This is a genomic window from Curtobacterium sp. NPDC092190, assembly GCF_044755625.1.
Classification (GTDB): Bacteria; Actinomycetota; Actinomycetes; order Actinomycetales; family Microbacteriaceae; genus Curtobacterium.
The window spans coordinates 62,153-79,237 of sequence record NZ_JBIVRJ010000003.1 but is presented as its reverse complement, the minus strand read 5'-3'; the positions used below and the strand labels follow the sequence as shown (position 1 = coordinate 79,237).

Annotated in this window: 13 protein-coding genes; 10 read left to right on the top strand and 3 right to left on the bottom strand. The window is 71.9% G+C overall.

Annotated elements, in window-relative coordinates:
* The first annotated feature begins 44 nt into the window (after positions 1-44).
* Genes ACIQFY_RS08285 through ACIQFY_RS08275 form a run of 3 tightly spaced genes read left to right on the top strand, consistent with a single transcriptional unit; the run spans position 45 to position 3,327 of the window.
* Positions 45-1,694, top strand: coding sequence for a sensor histidine kinase (locus ACIQFY_RS08285; protein WP_400339321.1), 1,650 nt, complete (start codon positions 45-47; stop codon positions 1,692-1,694).
* Positions 1,695-1,754: 60 nt separating this feature from the next.
* On the top strand, positions 1,755-2,417 hold the full coding sequence (locus ACIQFY_RS08280) for a response regulator transcription factor (RefSeq protein WP_326495789.1): 663 nt from the start codon (positions 1,755-1,757) through the stop codon (positions 2,415-2,417).
* A 22-nt stretch (positions 2,418-2,439) separates the two neighbouring features.
* Positions 2,440-3,327 carry an EamA family transporter gene (locus ACIQFY_RS08275; RefSeq protein WP_326495790.1) on the top strand — a complete coding sequence of 296 codons (888 nt, stop codon included), beginning with the start codon at positions 2,440-2,442 and terminating at the stop codon, positions 3,325-3,327.
* A gap of 36 nt (positions 3,328-3,363) precedes the next feature.
* Here ACIQFY_RS08275 and ACIQFY_RS08270 read toward each other — a convergent pair whose 3' ends face one another.
* The 3 genes from ACIQFY_RS08270 to ACIQFY_RS08260 form a co-directional block, all read right to left on the bottom strand.
* Complete coding sequence (locus ACIQFY_RS08270; protein WP_158407736.1) at positions 3,364-3,516, bottom strand: hypothetical protein; 153 nt, start codon at positions 3,514-3,516, stop codon at positions 3,364-3,366.
* Between the two features lie 100 nt (positions 3,517-3,616).
* Entirely contained in the window at positions 3,617-3,934 is a 318-nt protein-coding gene (locus ACIQFY_RS08265; protein WP_326495791.1) for a hypothetical protein, read from the bottom strand.
* 48 nt (positions 3,935-3,982) lie between these two features.
* Positions 3,983-5,041: a LacI family DNA-binding transcriptional regulator gene (locus ACIQFY_RS08260; protein WP_400339316.1), complete on the bottom strand. Its 1,059-nt coding sequence runs from the start codon at positions 5,039-5,041 to the stop codon at positions 3,983-3,985.
* Between the two features lie 103 nt (positions 5,042-5,144).
* On the opposite strand from ACIQFY_RS08260, the gene ACIQFY_RS08255 reads away from it, so the two are divergent.
* The 7 genes from ACIQFY_RS08255 to ACIQFY_RS08225 all read left to right on the top strand — a co-directional run bounded on the left by ACIQFY_RS08255 (position 5,145) and on the right by ACIQFY_RS08225 (position 17,002).
* Positions 5,145-6,440, top strand: coding sequence for a sugar ABC transporter substrate-binding protein (locus ACIQFY_RS08255; RefSeq protein WP_251154777.1), 1,296 nt, complete (start codon positions 5,145-5,147; stop codon positions 6,438-6,440).
* The gene (locus ACIQFY_RS08250) at positions 6,440-7,312 is read left to right on the top strand and encodes a carbohydrate ABC transporter permease (RefSeq protein WP_058727596.1); all 873 of its coding nucleotides are present in this window, start codon (positions 6,440-6,442) and stop codon (positions 7,310-7,312) included. The genes ACIQFY_RS08255 and ACIQFY_RS08250 overlap by 1 nt, the downstream gene beginning before the upstream one ends.
* Complete coding sequence (locus ACIQFY_RS08245; protein ID WP_400339313.1) at positions 7,309-8,274, top strand: carbohydrate ABC transporter permease; 966 nt, start codon at positions 7,309-7,311, stop codon at positions 8,272-8,274. The genes ACIQFY_RS08250 and ACIQFY_RS08245 overlap by 4 nt, the downstream gene beginning before the upstream one ends.
* Positions 8,274-9,653 (top strand): glycosyl hydrolase, encoded by a 1,380-nt coding sequence (locus tag ACIQFY_RS08240; RefSeq protein WP_326495795.1) that lies wholly within the window; start codon positions 8,274-8,276, stop codon positions 9,651-9,653. Before ACIQFY_RS08245 ends, ACIQFY_RS08240 begins: the two co-directional genes overlap by 1 nt.
* Before the next feature lie 66 nt (positions 9,654-9,719).
* A complete protein-coding gene (locus tag ACIQFY_RS08235; protein ID WP_400339310.1) occupies positions 9,720-12,749 on the top strand; it encodes an alpha-mannosidase in 3,030 nt (1,009 codons plus the stop codon).
* Between the two features lie 85 nt (positions 12,750-12,834).
* A complete protein-coding gene (locus ACIQFY_RS08230) occupies positions 12,835-13,797 on the top strand; it encodes an endo-beta-N-acetylglucosaminidase H (RefSeq protein WP_326495797.1) in 963 nt (320 codons plus the stop codon).
* Between the two features lie 13 nt (positions 13,798-13,810).
* Positions 13,811-17,002 (top strand): GH92 family glycosyl hydrolase, encoded by a 3,192-nt coding sequence (locus ACIQFY_RS08225; RefSeq protein ID WP_400339307.1) that lies wholly within the window; start codon positions 13,811-13,813, stop codon positions 17,000-17,002.
* Positions 17,003-17,085: the final 83 nt, after the last annotated feature.

Below are 17,085 nucleotides of genomic sequence, written 5' to 3'. Positions count from 1 at the left end.
ACGGCAGGATGGGACGCGGGGACGGGCTCCGTGAGGCTGGACCCATGACCGACACCGACCGCCTCGACCAGGCCGAGACCGTCCCGCTGGACGACCACGCCGCCGATCGTGCACAGACCGTCCCGCTCGACGGAGCCGTGCCCCAGGGAGCCACGAAGCCGATGCCCGAACAGCCCCGCACGCCCGACGGCGGCCCGTCCTCGGCGCCCTCGGGATGGGGTGCGACACCGACCACGGGGCGGGCGTCCGCTCCGGGGGAGCAGCCCTTCGCCGCCGCGGGTGTGCCGGGGCAGCCGCCCTTCGCCGCCGCGGGTGTGCCGGGGCAGCCGCCCCTCGCCGCCGCGGGCGCGTCGGGCAACGGGGGTGGTGCCGGCTCCGGCATGACCGCCGGTCGCTTCTACCGCGAGGCCTGGCGTCGCCTGCCGCGCGACTTCGGCTACATGGCGCTGACGGCCGTACTGCTCTGCACGCTGTACGCAGCGTTCCCCGCGGCGCTGTTCGGACGGGGCCTGCGCGACCTGTTCAACCCGTTCGTGCTCCTGATGTTCTTCATCGCGCTGTTCGTGGCGCGGTGGCTCGGCCAGTTCGAGAAGCTCCGCATCGGGTGGGCAGACCCCCGGCCGATCCGTCCGGTGGACTGGACGCCGCGGTGGCAGCAGAACTGGTGGACGCGCACCGGGTCCGCGGTGGCGAACCCGCACTACTGGCTCTACCTGCTGCACGCGGCCGTGGTCTACCCGCTCGCGGCACTCGTGACCGTGGGAGCCGGTGTCGTGCTCCTCGCCGGGTTCGCCTGGCCGTTCGTGGTCGCCGTCGCCTGGGGCTTCCTCGGCGTGGGCGGCATGTACCTGCCCAGCTCGGACAGTGGTGCGCTGCTCGCGATCGGACTCCTCGGCCTGCTGTCGATGGCCGCGTCGGTGGCGCTCCTGCCCCTCTGGGCACGTGGCTCCGTGCTCGCCCACTCCTGGATCGACCTCGGTCTGCTCGGTGGCTTCCGTGCCGAGCAGCTCGAGCAGCGCGTCGCCGGGCTGCAGGCCTCCCGCGCCGGTGCCGTGACGGCCGAGGGCCAGGCACTGCGCCAGATCGAGCGCGACCTGCACGACGGTCCGCAGCAGCGGCTCGTCCGGCTCCGCATGGACCTCGCCGCTGCCGAGCGCGCCTTCGACCGCGACCCGGAGAAGGCGAAGCGGCTCATCGGCGAGGCGACCGAGCACGCGCAGGACGCCCTCGACGAGCTCCGCGCCCTGTCCCGCGGCTTCGCACCGCCGATCCTGCTCGACCGCGGACTCGTGGCGGCGCTCGAGGCACTGGTCGCCCGGACGCCGATCCCCGTCGGGCTCGACGTCCGCCTGCCCGAGGGGCTCGAGCTCGCGACGGAGATCCAGCGCAACGTCTACTTCACGGTGAGCGAGCTCCTGACGAACACGACCAAGCACGCCGGTGCCTCGACGGCCGGCGTGTACCTCGGGCTCATCGTCGACGCCTCGGGCCTCTGGTACCTGACGGTCAGCGTCACCGACGACGGCCGTGGTGGCGCACGACCGCAGGAGGGCCACGGCATCGAGGGCCTGATGGGTCGGATGCGCGCCCTCGACGGCGAGCTCGTCGTGAACAGCCCCGAGGGCGGTCCGACCGAGGCCACCGCCCGGATCCCGCTCGGAGCCCTGAACGGCGTCCCCGTCGTCCGCGGGTGACGGCGTCGGGAGCGGCCCGGCGCCACGGTCGGCGCACCCGCTCCCACTAGGCTGGTCGGCATGAGCGACGGCCCGGGTGCAGCACGCATCCGGGCCGTCGTCGTCGACGACGCGGTGCTCCTGCGCGAGGGGCTCGCCCGCGTGCTCGACGAGGCCGGCATCGACGTCGTCGGCCAGTACGCCGACGCGGACGCCTTCCTCGCCACGCTGCCCGACCGTGCCCCGGACGTGGTCGTCATGGACGTGCGGATGCCGCCGACGTTCACCGACGAGGGTGTGCGCGCCGCCGTCGCCACCCGCCGCGTCGCACCCCGCACCGGGGTCCTGCTGCTGTCCCAGTACGTCGAGGCCACCTACGCCGAGGACGTCCTGGCCGCCGGGGCGACCGGCATCGGGTACCTGCTCAAGGACCGCGTGACCCGGCTCGAGGAGATCGACGACGCCGTCCGGCGCATCGCCGCGGGCGGCACCGTGCTCGACCCCGAGGTCGTCACGCAGCTCATGGGTCGCCGGCGGGACCCGCTCGCCGCCCTGACGCCCCGCGAGCGCGAGGTCCTCGGGCTGATGGCCGAGGGGCGCACGAACGCCGCCATCGCCCGTGCGCTCGTGATCGGCACCGGAGCCGTCGAGAAGCACGTGTCGAGCATCTTCGGCAAGCTCGCCCTGGAGGACACCGGTGAGGACCACCGCCGCGTCCTCGCCGTGCTCGCGTACCTCGGCTGACCCGACGCATGGCGACCGCACCGTGACCCGCGTCCCCGCACCGGTGCTCGCCCTCGCCGCGATGCTCTCGGTGCAGATCGGTGCCGCGCTGGCGAAGACCCGCTTCGACGAGGTCGGGTCGGTCGGTGCCGCTGCGCTCCGGCTCGTCATCGGTGCGCTCGTACTCCTGCTCGTCGTGCGCCCGCGCGTCCGGCACTGGACCCGCGGGCAGTGGGCGGCGGCGGTGCTGCTGGGCCTCGCGCTCGGCGGGATGAACGTCTTCATCTACGTGGCCTTCGCGAGCATCCCGATCGGCGTCGCCGTGACGATCGAGTTCCTCGGACCGCTCACCCTGTCGCTCGCGCACACCCGACGGTGGCGGGACGTCACGTGGGCGGCCCTCGCGCTCGCCGGGGTCGTGCTGCTCGGTGTCGGTCCGGCCGCGGTCACCGCGGTCGGGGGCGTCGTCGCCGCGATCGCCGCTGCCGCGTGCTGGGCGGGCTACATCGTGATGAACCGTCGGGTCGGTGCCGCCATCCCCGGGGTCGACGGGCTGGCGGTGTCGATGGTCGTCGCGATGCTCGTGTCGCTGCCGACCGGGCTCCGTCCGGCCGTCGACGGCGTGGTCGGCGACCCGTCGCTGCTGCTCGTGTTCGCGGGCGTCGCGCTGCTCTCGACCGTGCTGCCGTACGCCCTCGAGATGCTCGCGCTCCGCCGGATGCCCACCCGGGTGTTCGGTGTGCTGCAGAGCCTCGGTCCGGCGATCGCGGCCCTCGCGGGCCTCGTGGTGCTGCGGGAGGAGCTCGCGGTGCAGGAGGTCGTCGCCCTGGCCTGCGTGAGCGTCGCCAGCGTCGGGGTCACCCTGTCGGCGCGACGCGGTCGCGCGCGACCGGACGCGGGTCGGACGGGAGGCGCGGGGCAGGTTCCCTGACGTCGGGGACGTCCGTCGTGCCTCCCGGCCGACCGCCTACTCGGCGCGCAGGAAGTCCGCGTACGTGGGTTCCGACTGCACACCCGACAGCAGGGCCGGATCGTTGATCCGGCGCTCGACGTAGGCCGCGATGACCTCCGGCGGGGTGAGCACGTGGGCGACCCAGGACGGCACCTCGTTCCTCTTCACGGTGCCTCCTCTCGTCGGGTCGTGGCCGTCGAACTCCTCGATGATCGTGTAGTTCGACGAAGCGGTACGGGCAGAACGATCCTCGTGATGCGGGTGGAAGTCAATGCGGTGCGTTCCCCGGATGCCGTGGGTCGGCGCGGAGCGTGCGGTGCTTCACGGCGGACCGCCAGACCCAGGCGTGGGCCTGCTGCCCGAACTGCGCCCACTCGACGAGCACGGCGTCACGGGTCCAGCTCGTCGCGAAGCCCTTCACGCGGATGTGGAACGTGGGGAACTGGATCCACGCCCACACGGGTGCGGGGGTGACCGCGTGGCAGACGTCGGGCCCGCGGGCATCCTCCGACAGGGAGTAGGCGCGCGGGCGTTCGACCTCCGGGTGTTCCGGGGGCTGCCACCGGTTCTCGCGACGCCGTCCCACAGGAGTATTCGAACGTGTGTTCGAACCGGCGTCAAGTCAGCCGCGCGGTCAGCGTGGGGATCGGCCGCCGTGCGGGCGTGTCGGTGTGCGACCGGTGGAGTCGCGCACGCTCAGGGTCAGCGAGGGGCCGGGGCGCGAGGGCAGGACCGCGCCCGAGTCGATCTGCTCGCGCAGGAGCACGGCGGCCCGCTGCCCGAGCTCGACCGTGTCGCGGGTCAGGGACGTGATCGCGGGTCGCACGAGGCGGATCATCGCGGAGTCGTCGAACGAGACGATCGACACCGCGCGGGGGACCGCGATCCCCATCTCGCTCGTGACGCCGAGGCCGGCGACGGCGAGCACGTCGTTGTCGTACACGATCGCGGTCGGCCGGTCGGTGCCGGACAGCAGCGTCCGCGTCGCACGGGCGCCGGCCTCCGCGGAGTAGTCCGTCGGGATCGACACCGTCCGCTCGAGCCCCTCGGCCGCGGCGAACGTCTCGAGGCGCGCCGTGCGCATCGCCGTGTGCTCGAACTCCGGAGGACCGGCGACGTGGGCGATGCGGCGGTGACCGAGGGCGTGCAGGTAGCGCAGGACGGTCTCGGTGGCGTCGGAGTCGTCGATCCAGACGCTCGGCGCCGCACCCGCCGGTGACGGGTGGGACCCGACGACGACGGCCGGCATCCCGAGCTCGGCGAGCAGGGCCAGGCGGTCGTCGTCCTGTCTCGGGTCGATCACGACGACGCCGTCGACCCGGTGGCCTCGCCACCAGTCCCGGTACGTCTGGAGCTCCTCGTCCGCATCCCGCGCCACGAGCAGAGTCATGCCGACGTGGGTGCCCGCGAGACCGAGCTGGATCCCGGAGATCAGGTCGCCGAAGAACGACTCCGTCCCGAGGGTGCGTGCGGGCCGGTTCAGCACGAACCCGATCGAGCCCGCCCGGGCTCCACCGAGCGCGCGCGCCGCGGTGTGCGGCTGCCAGTCGAGCTCGCGCGCGATCTCCTGCACCCGTCGACGGGTCTCCGGGGAGACGCCCGGTCGGTCGTTGAGCGCGAACGACACCGCGCTGATGGACACGCCGGCTCGGGCGGCGATGTCGGCGATCGTCGTCCGACGCTTCGGTTGCACGGGGTTGACTATAACGCTTTAGTCCCGCACAGTGGCACGCAACCCGGTTGCAGCACACGATGGCTGAACCGCTTGAGCAGGATGACGAAGGAGTCACAACGCCATGAGGACCACACCACGACCGACGAGAGGCCGCGCGGCAGCGCTGCTCGCGACCGCGGCGGCCACCGCCCTCGTCCTGACCGGCTGCTCGAGCGGCAGCAGCGGCGCGACCGGCGGAGGGAACGGCAAGGTCGAGGGCACCATCACCCTGCAGACCTGGGCGCTCACGCCGACCTACACGGACTACCTGCAGGGCGTCATCGACGGCTTCGAGCAGGAACACCCCGACGCGAAGGTGAAGCTGCAGGACCAGCCGGGCGACGGCTACGCGGACAAGGTGCTCAGCCAGGCGTCGTCGAACTCGCTGCCGGACGTCATCAACCTGCCGCCGGACATCGCGCTGCCGCTCGCGAAGCGCGGGTTCCTGCAGGACGTCTCGAAGGACGACAGCACGCTGAGCAGCACGTACGTCGCCGGCGCGTTGGACTCGTACGAGTACAAGGGACTCGACGGCACCTACGGCTACCCCTGGTACCTCAACACCGACGTCGACTACTGGAACTCGACGATGTTCGCGAAGTGCGGGCTCGACGCGAACGACCCGCCGAAGACCACCGACGAGCTGTTCACGCAGGCGAAGACGATGCACGAGAACTGCCCGGACGACTACCTGATGAGCCGGAAGCCCGGGCTCGGTGACTTCACGCTCGCCGGCGTGAAGGTGGTCAACGGGGACGGGACGAAGTTCACGTTCGCGGACTCGTCGAAGGCCGCCGACCTGATCGACCGGTACAGGACGGCGTACCAGGACGGCTACATGCCGTCGAACGTCCTCAACAGCGACTACCTCGGCAACTCGACGCTCTTCACGCAGGGCAAGGTCGCCTGGACCACCGGTGGTGCGACCGCGCTCGCCGACATGGAGAAGAGCAACCCGTCGCTCACGGGCAACGTCACCGTCAGCCCGGCGCTCGACACTCCGCCGCTGTACGTGCAGGGCCTGTCGGTGTCCAGCAAGTCGAAGCACCTCGCCACCGCCGAGGCGTTCGCGCAGTACATGACGAACGCGAAGAACCAGGAGGCGTTCGCCCACCAGGTGAACATCTTCCCGTCGACCGTCTCGTCGCAGTCCGACCCGTACTTCTCGAAGGACGACGGCACCGTGAACGGCAAGGCCCGCGTGCTCGCGAACGAGGCGCTCAAGGAGGCGAAGGTCCTCAACCCGGTCGAGGCGAACTCCGCGATGACGGACTTCCTCGACCAGCAGATCGCCCTCGCCATGAAGGGGCAGGTCTCGCCGGAGAAGGCCCTGCAGACCGCGCAGGACAAGATGAACTCGCTCCTGGCCAACGGCTGATGCGCGCCAACCGCTGGTTCACGCCCTGGCTGCTCGTCCTGCCGGCACTCGTCTGGCTCCTCGCGTTCAGCCTCTGGCCGTCGATCAACACCGTCCGGTTGTCGTTCACGAACGCCAGCCCGCTCGGGGGCGTGAGCCAGTGGGTGGGCGTCCGCAACTTCCAGACCCTGCTCGCCGACCCGCAGGTGTGGGAGGCGTTGCTCAACAGCGTCATCTACATGGCGATCTGCCTGCCGCTGCTCACCGTCCTGCCGCTGCTCATCGCGGTGCTCGTGCAGCAGAAGCTCCCCGGGATCGCGTTCTTCCGTACGGCGTACTACACGCCCGTGATCGCCTCGGCCGTCGTGGTCGGGCTCATCTGGACGTGGATCCTCGACGACCGCGGCGTGGTGAACGAGATCGTGAAGGCGCTCGGTGGCGCGGGCATCCCGTTCCTCACCGACCGGTGGCTGCTGCTCATCAGCGCGATCAGCCTGACGGTCTGGAAGGGCCTCGGCTACTACATGATCATCTTCCTCGCGGCGCTCGGGAACGTCGGCAAGGACCTGCACGAGGCCGCCGCCCTCGACGGTGCCGGGTCGGTCCGCCGCTTCTGGTCCGTGACCATGCCCGGTGTCCGCGGCACCATGACGCTCGTCGGCATCCTGGTGTGCGTCAGCGCGCTCCGCGTGTTCAGCGAGCTCTACATCCTCACCAACGGCACCGGCGGACCCGGCGGGCAGGACAACTCGCTCGTCATGCTCATCCAGCAGTACGCCCGCGGCTTCACCGGCAACCTCGGCTACGCGTCCGCGCTCAGCCTGCTGCTCTTCGTGGTGACCCTCGTGCCGATGCTCGCCCTGGCGCGCATGAACAGCAAGGCGGACAAGTGACGAACACGACCAGCACCACGGAACCCGTGATCGGGGGCGCCGCCGGCGTCGCCGCACCCGCACCGGACGTGACCGGCGCGACGGCACGCGGACGCGCCTCCGGTCCGACACCGCGGAAGCGCCGCCAGGTCTGGGGCGTCATGTCCACCCGTGAGAAGGTCGTCCGCTACGTCCTGCTCGTGGTGGTCCTCTTCATCACGATCGGCCCGTTCCTCTGGCAGTTCTCCACCTCGCTCAAGGGTGCGGGTGAGGACATCTACACCGCGAACCCGTCGTTCATCCCGAGCGAGCCGACGTTCGACAACTACCTCAAGGTGGCGGCGGCGATCCCGGTCTTCCGGTACATCGGCAACTCGCTGCTCGTCGCCGCGATCGACGTGTTCGGCAACATCGTGTTCGCCACCCTCGCCGGGTTCGCCCTCGCCCGCCTGCAGTGGCGCTTCCGGAAGGTCGTGCTCGGCCTCTTCCTGGCCACCCTGGTGCTGCCGGGCGAGGCGACGATCATCAGCCAGTTCGTCACGGTCAAGGACCTCGGGCTCGCCGACAACCTGGTCGGCGTCGCGCTGCCGGGCATGATCGCCGCACTCAACGTGCTGCTCATGTTCAACGCGTTCCGGCAGATCCCCGAGGAGATCGACCAGGCCGCGGTGGTGGACGGCGCGAACGCGATGCAGCGCCTCCGGTACATCTCCCTGCCCGCCGTGCAGGGGACCATCGCGGTGATCGCGATCTTCTCGTTCATCGGTGCGTGGGACGACTTCCTCTGGCCGCTCATCGTGCTGCAGTCGCCCGAGAACCTCACGCTGACGGTGGGACTCCAGTACCTGCAGGGCACGTTCGCGACCGACCAGCGCATGATCGCCGCCGGCACCATGATCGCCTTCATCCCGATCGCCGTGATCTTCGCCGTCCTGCAGCGCTTCTTCTTCAAGGGCGTCGAAGAGGGCGGGGTGAAGGGCTGATGCGCTTCGGTGTCAACCACACCCCGTCGGTCGGCTGGTTCCACTCGTGGCTCGACTTCTCGCCGGCGGACACCGCGCGGGACATGGAGCAGATCGCCTCGCTCGGTGCCGACCACGTGCGGATCTTCCCGCTGTGGCCGGTCGTCCAGCCGAACCGGACGCTCATCCGGGAGTCGGCGTTGCGCGACGTCGCCACCGTCGTCGACATCGCCGGCTCCTTCGGGCTCGACGTGAACGTCGACGCGCTGCAGGGGCACCTGTCGAGCTTCGACTTCGTGCCGTCGTGGCTCGACAGCTGGCACCGCCGGAACATGTTCACCGACCCGGACGTGGTCGCGTCGACGGCCGCGTACGTCGAGGCACTCGCCGCGGCGGTCGCCGACAAGCCGAACCTGCTCGGCATCTCGATCGGCAACGAGGTCAACCAGTTCGCGCACGCACCGCACCCCGCACCGCACGACATCACCGCGGAACAAGGACACGCGTGGGCCGCGGCGATGGTCGCGGCGGCGCGGCGCGGGCTGTCCGGTGGGTCCACGGTCGGGTCGTCGGCCGGCCAGGAGGCACCACGCGCGTCCGCCTCGTCGGCTCCTGCCGCCCCCGGGTCGCGTCCTTCGCCGCTGGTCACCGTCGCGCAGTACGACGCGGCCTGGTACGACGACACGCAGCCCTTCGGTCCGGCCCACGCGGCGGACCACGGCGACGCGACGGTCACGCACTCGTGGGTGTTCAACGGGTCCGCGGCCCTGCACGGCGCACTCGGCGCCGGGTCGGTGCGGCACGGGGAGTACCTGCTCCAGCTCGCCGCGGCCTGGAACAGTGAGCCCGGTCGACCGAACTGGCTGCAGGAGGTCGGCGCCCCGACGAACGTCGTCGACCCGGCCGACGCCGCCGCGTTCACCGACCGGACCATCCGGCACGTCGCCGGCGCCCAGGACCTGCTCGGGGTGACCTGGTGGTGCTCGCACGACGTCGCACGGTCGCTCGCCGACTTCCCGGAGCTCGAGTACGACCTCGGGCTGTTCACGAACGACGGCCGGCTGAAGCCCGCGGGCGAGGCGTTCGCCGCCCTGGCCCGGACCGGTCTGCCCGCCCCCGCGGCGCCGCCGACCACCGCGGTCGTGCTGGACGACGTGCTCCCGGACGGCTCGCCCCGGTACGGGGTGCGTGCGGACTGCGCCCCCGGTGGCCGGTTCGCGGCCGCGTGGCTCGCGTGCGCCGAGTCCGCCACGGACGGCCGCGGACCCCAGGTCGTGCTGCGCTCTCGGCTGTCCGACACCGCGCACACCGCGGCCAGGGGCATCAGGAGCACCGTGGAGGTGCCGGACGACCTCGCCGGCACCGCGCTGTCGATCGCCCACCCCGCGACGATGCCCTGACCCCGGCCCACCACGGCCCACCGCCCCGCCCGACCACGCCCCGATCCGACCACCCGGAAGGACCCCATGCACGACGACATCCCCCTCACCACCGGACGCGCCCGACGGGTCCTCGACGAGCGGATCCTGCCCGCGGTGCACGCGACCGCGGTGCCGCTCGGAGCCGCCTGGCACGAGCTGCCCGGTGAGCCGGTCCCGCTCGCCGCCGGTCTGCAGCTCGACTTCACGCCGTACGAGGTGGGAACGCCGTGGGGCGCGGCCTGGGGCACGACGTGGTTCCGGCTGTCCGGCACGATCCCGCAGGAGTACGCCGGGCAGCGCGTGGAGGCGGTGATCGACCTCGGCTTCGACGAGAACATGCCCGGGTTCCAGTGCGAGGGGCTCGTGTACCTGGCCGACGGCACCCCGGTGAAGTCGATCAACCCGCGGAACCAGTGGGTGCTCGTCACCGAGCGGGCCGAGGGCGGCGAGACCGTCGAGCTCTTCGTCGAGGCCGCGTCGAACCCGGTGCTGCTCGACTACCACCCCTTCCTGCCGACGCAGGAGGGCGACGTGCAGACCTCGTCGTCGAAGCGGCTGTACACGAGCCGCCGGATGGACCTCGCGGTGTTCGCGTCCGAGGTGCACGACCTGTCGCTCGACCTCGAGGTCCTCCTCGAACTCCAGGCCCAGCTGCCCGACGGCCCGCGGCGGATGCGGATCCTGCAGGCACTCGACGACGCCCTCGACCGGCTCGACCTCCAGCACATCGTCGGGACGGCAGCGGACGCCCGCGCCGCACTCGCCGGCGTGCTCGCCGCGCCCGCAGCGGCCTCGGCGCACACGATCTCGGCGATCGGGCACGCACACATCGACTCCGCGTGGCTGTGGCCCGTCCGCGAGACGATCCGGAAGGTCGCCAGGACGACCTCGACGATGACCGAGCTCATCGACCAGACCGACGACTTCCTCTACGGCATGTCGAGCGCGCAGCAGTACGCCTGGATCAAGGAGCACCGGCCCGAGGTCTACGCGAGGGTGCAGGCAGCGGTCGAGGCGGGTCGCTTCCTGCCGCTCGGCGGCATGTGGGTCGAGTCCGACACCGTGATGCCGACGGGCGAGAGCATCGTGCGGCAGTTCTCGCAGGGACAGCGGTTCTTCGAGCGGGAGTTCGGCATCCGGCCGAAGGGCGTCTGGCTGCCGGACAGCTTCGGGTACTCGCCGGCGCTGCCGCAGCTCATGCGCCGCGCGGGCTTCGAGTGGTTCTTCACCCAGAAGATCTCGTGGAACCAGGTGAACAAGTTCCCGCACCACACCTTCCTCTGGGAGGGCATCGACGGGTCGCGGGTCTTCTCGCACTTCCCGTCCATGGACACCTACAACTCCCGGCTCTCCGGGGAGGAGGTCGCGAAGGCCTCCCGCCAGTTCCGCGAGAACCGCCTCGCCACGGGGTCGATCGCCCCGGTCGGGTGGGGTGACGGTGGCGGTGGCACGACGCGCGAGATGACCGGCACGGCCGAACGCCTCGCCGACCTCGAGGGCAGCGCGAAGGTCCGGTGGGAGCACCCGGACGCGTTCTTCGACCGGGCGAAGTCGGAGCTGCCGGACCCGCCGGTGTGGGTGGGGGAGCTGTACCTCGAGCTGCACCGCGCCACGCTCACCAGCCAGCACCAGACGAAGCAGGGCAACCGCCGGTGCGAGCAGCTGCTCATCGAGGCCGAGCTCTGGGCCACGACCGCCGCGGCACGCACCGGGTTCGTGTACCCGTACGACGAGCTCGACGCGCTCTGGCAGCAGGCCCTCCTGCAGCAGTTCCACGACATCCTCCCCGGCACCTCGATCGCCTGGGTGCACCGCGAGGCGGTCGCGAAGTACGCGGAGACGGCTGCAGCCCTGACCGCGATCATCGAGGACGCGCTGTCGGCACTCGCCGGCCCCGGGACGGAGACCGTCGTCGTCAACCCGGCCCCGGTCCTCCAGGCCGGTGCTCCCGCGCAGGGTGCGCTCCCGGCGACCGACGTGCCCACCGCGGAGCCGGTCTCGCTGGCCCAGCAGGACGGCGGGTACGTGCTCACCAACGACCTGGTGCGGATCGTCGTGACCGCACAGGGGCTCGTCACGAGCGCCGTCGACCTGGCCACCGGACGCGACGCGATCGCCCCGGGGCAGGCCGCGAACCTGCTGCAGCTGCACCAGGACTTCCCGAACATGTGGGACGCGTGGGACGTCGACCGGTACTACCGGAACCGGGTCGAGGACCTGGTCTCCGTCGAATCGCTCGACGCGTCGGTCGACGCCGCCGGGATCGCGCGCATCGTCGTGTCGCGCTCGTTCGGGGACTCCACCGTCACGCAGGAGATCCTGCTCGCGCCCGGTTCCCGCACGCTCGAGTTCGACCAGACGACCGACTGGCACGAGACCGAGAAGTTCCTCAAGGTGGCGTTCCCGCTCGACGTCCGCGCCGAGCACACGGTCGCCGAGACGCAGTTCGGCGCGCAGAAGCGCGTCACGCACACGAACACCTCGTGGGAGGCCGCGAAGTTCGAGACGTCGATGCACCGCTACGTGCTGGTGGAGGAGCCCGGGTTCGGGGTCGCCCTCGTGAACTCCTCGATCCACGGCTTCGACACCACCCGTGACGCCGTCGACGGCCACGTCACCACCACCGTCCGGCTCTCGCTGCTCCGCGCACCGCGCTTCCCCGACCCGGAGACCGACCAGGGCGTGCAGACCCACCGGTACGGCATCGTCGTCGGGACGGACCAGCTCGGCGCGACCGGGGCCGGCATCGTGATGAACGCCCCGGCACGGCGCATCGCGGGCGCCCACGGCTTCGAGCCGCTCGTGCAGGTGTCGGGCGACGTCGTGCTGTCGAGCGTCAAGCTCGCCGACGACCGCTCGGGCGACCTGGTCGTCCGCGTGTACGAGCCGAGCGGGCGGCGGGGGACCGGAGGCATCGCCGTGGCCGAGCCCGGCGTCTTCGGCGACCCGATCGAGGTGACGCTGCTCGAGGAGGTCGACGACGCCCTGCCGGGCGTCGCCGCGCTCACCGACGGTGTCGCGGCCTTCCCGGTCGACGCGTACGAGGTCCGGACCTTCCGCTACCCGCGCGCCTGAGACCCCGCCGCCGGGGGTTCGGGATCCCCGGCGGCGGTCCCCGGTCGGCACCGGTCGACCGGTCCACCACTCGATGAGGAGTGACATGAAGCAGTCCGTGAAGATCGGCATCGTGGCGGCGCTCGCCGCGATGCTCGCAGCACCGATGGTGCCGGCCGCAGCGTCGGCGGCGCCGTCCCCGACCGGCCTCTCCCACGGGGTCGGCGCGCACCACGGCGTCGGCCACGGGGAGCAGCCGCGCGCCGTCCCCACGAAGGACGGCCCGACGAGCATCGCCTACGTCGAGGTCAACAACGACCAGCTCGCGAACGTCGGCCGCTACCGGCTCGCGAACGGCGCGAACGCCTTCGACGTGGCGATCATCTTCGCCGCGAACATCAACCGCGACGCGGACGGCAACGCGGTGCTGTACGCCAACGAGAACGTACAGCGCACCCTCGACGACGCCGCCACGCAGATCCGGCCGCTGCAGGCGAAGGGCATCAAGGTGTCGCTGTCGATCCTCGGCAACCACCAGGGCACCGGCATCGCGAACTTCCCGACGCAGGCCGCCGCCGAGGACTTCGCGGCCCAGGTCACCGCGACCGTCGCGGAGTACGGCCTCGACGGGGTCGACCTCGACGACGAGTACTCCGACTACGGCACGGACGGCACCCCGCAGCCGAACCAGCAGTCGATCGGCTGGCTCGTCAGCGCCCTGCGCGCCGACATGCCCGACAAGCTCATCTCGTTCTACGACATCGGCCCGGCGTCCGACGCCCTGTCGTCGTCGAGCAGCGCGATCGGCTCCCAGCTCGACTACGCCTGGAACCCCTACTACGGCACGTACTCGGCGCCGTCGATCCCGGGGCTCGGCAAGGACCGGCTCTCGGCGGCGGCGGTCGACATCCAGAACACCCCGCAGTCGACGGCGGTGTCGCTCGCGCAGCGCTCGAAGGCCGACGAGTACGGCGTCTTCATGACGTACAACCTGCCGGACGGCGACGTCAGCGGGTACGTGTCCGGGCTGACGAACGTGCTCTACGGGCAGAGCACGACCCACGAGTGAGGACGACCGACCGATGAGTGCTGAACGCCGTGGCGGCCCGACCGGCCCCGTGACCGCGGTCGCGGCCCGGAACGGGGTCGGGTTCGTCTCGCAGCAGGCGACCCCGATCGAGCAGACCGACCCGACGAGGACCGTGCAGGTCCTCGACGGGCACCGAGGTCACGACGTCGGGCCGACCGACGTCCTGACCTGGGTCTGGTTCCCGGAGCGGTCGCTGCCCGACGGGCGGACCGAGCCGACGACCACGGACCTCGACCGGTTCTGGGCCGCCACGGCGTTCGCACTCGACGTCGTCTTCACCGACGGCACACGACTCAGCGCGGGCGGCGCCCGCGACCAGTACGGCGACCTCGTCACCCCCGAGGCGCAGGACGACGCCCGCAAGCAGTGGGTCGACCAGTGGAACCGGCGGACCGTCGACCTGTCGGCGCACGTCGGCCGGACGGTGGACCGTCTGGAGGCCCGGCTCGGCCGGGCAGACCGGCCCGCGCCCGACGGTGACCCCGGTACCGCCGTCCGCGGCTGGCTCGACGACGTCCGGATCGGACCCGCCGGGCGCGCGACCGGCCACCTGCCAGAGGGTGCCCGACCGCTCGACCACGTCCGCACCACGCGTGGCACCCACTCGTCCGGCACGTTCTCGCGCGGCAACACCGCGCCCCTCGTCGGGCTCCCGCACGGGGGCGTCTTCGGCCTGCCGATGACCGACGCTGCCGACAGCCGGTGGCCGTACGCCTACCAAGAGCACAACCGGCGGAGCGACAACCGGCCCACGATCCAGGCGTTCGCGACGAGTCACCTGCCCTCGCCGTGGATGGCCGACCGCGGGGTGTTCCAGGTCATGCCCTCCCCGCTCGCCGACCCCGACCTCGACCGGACCGCCCGCGCGCTCGGCTTCGACCACGTCGACGAGGCCGACGGCCCGCACCGCTACCGGGTCACCCTCGACGCGGGCGTCACCGCCGAGATGACCGCCGGGGAGTTCGCCCTCGCGTGGCGGTTCACCGGCGTCCGCAGCGTCGTCCTCGACCACCACGGCGTCCTCCGCTCCTGCACGGTCCGCATCGAGGACGGCACCGCGGTCGTCGACGCCCTGCTCGACGACCGGGCCGAGACGCCGCCGCACCACGTGCACGTGCGGATCGGGAACGCCCTCGCCGACCGGACGACGTTCGTCGACGGCGAGCTCCGCGGACGGGTCGAGGTCGCCGGTGACGTGGACGTGCTCCTCGGCATCTCCACCGTGTCCGCCGAGGACGCGGCCGCGAACCTCGACGCCGCCGGGGACTTCGACACGATGCACCAGCACGCCGAGGAACGCTGGACCGCCGAACTCGACACACTGCAGGTCGAGGGCGCCACCCCGGACCAGCTCGTCTCGCTGTACTCGGGCCTGTACCGGGCGTTCCTCCACCCGACCCGGGCGGGGGAGACCGCGCTGACCGGGAGCCCGCGACACCGTTCCCCGTACGGCGGCGTCCTGACCGTACCGATCCGCGACGAGCCCGGGCCCGAGGTCGTCGACGGCCCGTTCACCACCACGAACGGGTTCTGGGACACCTACCGGACCGCCTGGCCGCTGCTCGCGCTGCTCACGCCCGACACCGCTGCCGACCTCGCCGAGGGGGTCGTCGGCCACTTCACTGACGGCGGGTGGACTCCGCGGTGGAGTGCGCCCGGGGCCGAGGACGTGATGACCGGCACGACGAGCGACACCGTCCTCGCCGACCTCGTGGCGAAGGGTGTCGACGGCTTCGACGTCGAGCAGGCGTACCGGTCCGCGGTGCGGAACGCGACCGTCCCGTCACCGGACCGACGCGTCGGGCGGAAGGGGAGCCTCCCGGGTGACCTCCGCGGGTACGTCGACACGGCGACCGACGAGGGGATGTCGTGGACCCTCGACGCCGCGATCAACGACTGGGGCGTCGCCGTCCTGGCCGACGCGATGGCCACGCGAGCCGCGGCCACCGGTGACGCGGACGGCGAGCGACGGTACCGGGCCGAGCACGAGTGGTTCGCGCGCCGCTCGCTCCGCTACCGGAACGTCTTCGACCGGGAGCGCGGGTTCTTCATCGGCCGCACGCCGGACGGCGCCTGGCGGTCCGGGGACGACTTCGACCCGGACGTGTGGGGGAGCGACTACACCGAGACCAACGCCTGGGGCACGATGTTCACCGCGCCGCACGACGGCGCCGGGATCGTCGACCTGCACGGTGGACCGGCCGGCTTCGACGACGCCTTCCAGCGGTTCCTGCAGCGGCCCGAGACCGGCGCCACCGACCGGTCCGGGTCCTACGGGTTCGCCATCCACGAGATGACCGAGGCGCGCGACGTCCGCACGGGGATGCTCGGCCTGTCGAACCAGCCCGCGCACCACATCCCGTTCTTCCCGATGTTCACCGGACGGCACGACGACGCACACCGCATCGTCCGCGAGTGCCTCGACCGGCTCTTCGTCGGCTCCGACCTCGGACAGGGGTACCCGGGCGACGAGGACAACGGCGAGATGAGCGCCTGGTACGTCCTCGCCACGATCGGCCTGTACCCGCTGGCGCCGGCGACCGGCACCTACGTGCTCGTCCCGCCGTCGGTCCGGCGGTCGGTCCTGCGACGGCCGGGAGGCGCGTCCACCGTCATCGAGACCGCCGGGGACGGACGGTTCATCGCGTCCGTCACGGTCGACGGTGACCCGTGGGGCTCGATCAGCATCCCGCACACGGTGGTCGCCGCCGCGGAGCGGATCGTCGTCACGCTGTCGGAGGCCCCGACGGGGTGGGCTGCGGACACCCGACCGGTCTCGGCGTCCGAGCTGCACGGCTTCCGGGACACCCCCGACGACGTCCTGCCCGTGGGGGCGTCGCCCCTGACCGACGACACCGGACTGACCCCGGTGGCGCTCGCCGCGGGCGAGTCGGTGTCGGTGCCGGTCACCGCGGCAGGGACGTCCCTGTACACCGTGACCGCGGCAGCGCCGGTGACGGCCTCGTGGCGTGCGGTGCTCCGGAGTGCGGACGGCACGGTGGTGCACGCCGTCGAGGAGCGGGACGCGGCGTTCACCTGGGCCGGGCAGACCCGGGTCTTCCGGTTCGCGGGCGGGGTGACCGGCGGGACGTTGGCGTTCGAGGCTGCCACACCCGTGGTGCTGACGCAGCTGCAGCTGATCGCGGCCGACAGCACGGTCACGGACGGGACCGACGTGCACTGACCCGGCGCACCCGGTGCTGGTCGGTCCGCCACGAGGGGGACCGGCTTGTACCCCGTTCGTGGGCTGTCGCGCTCCGGGGACAC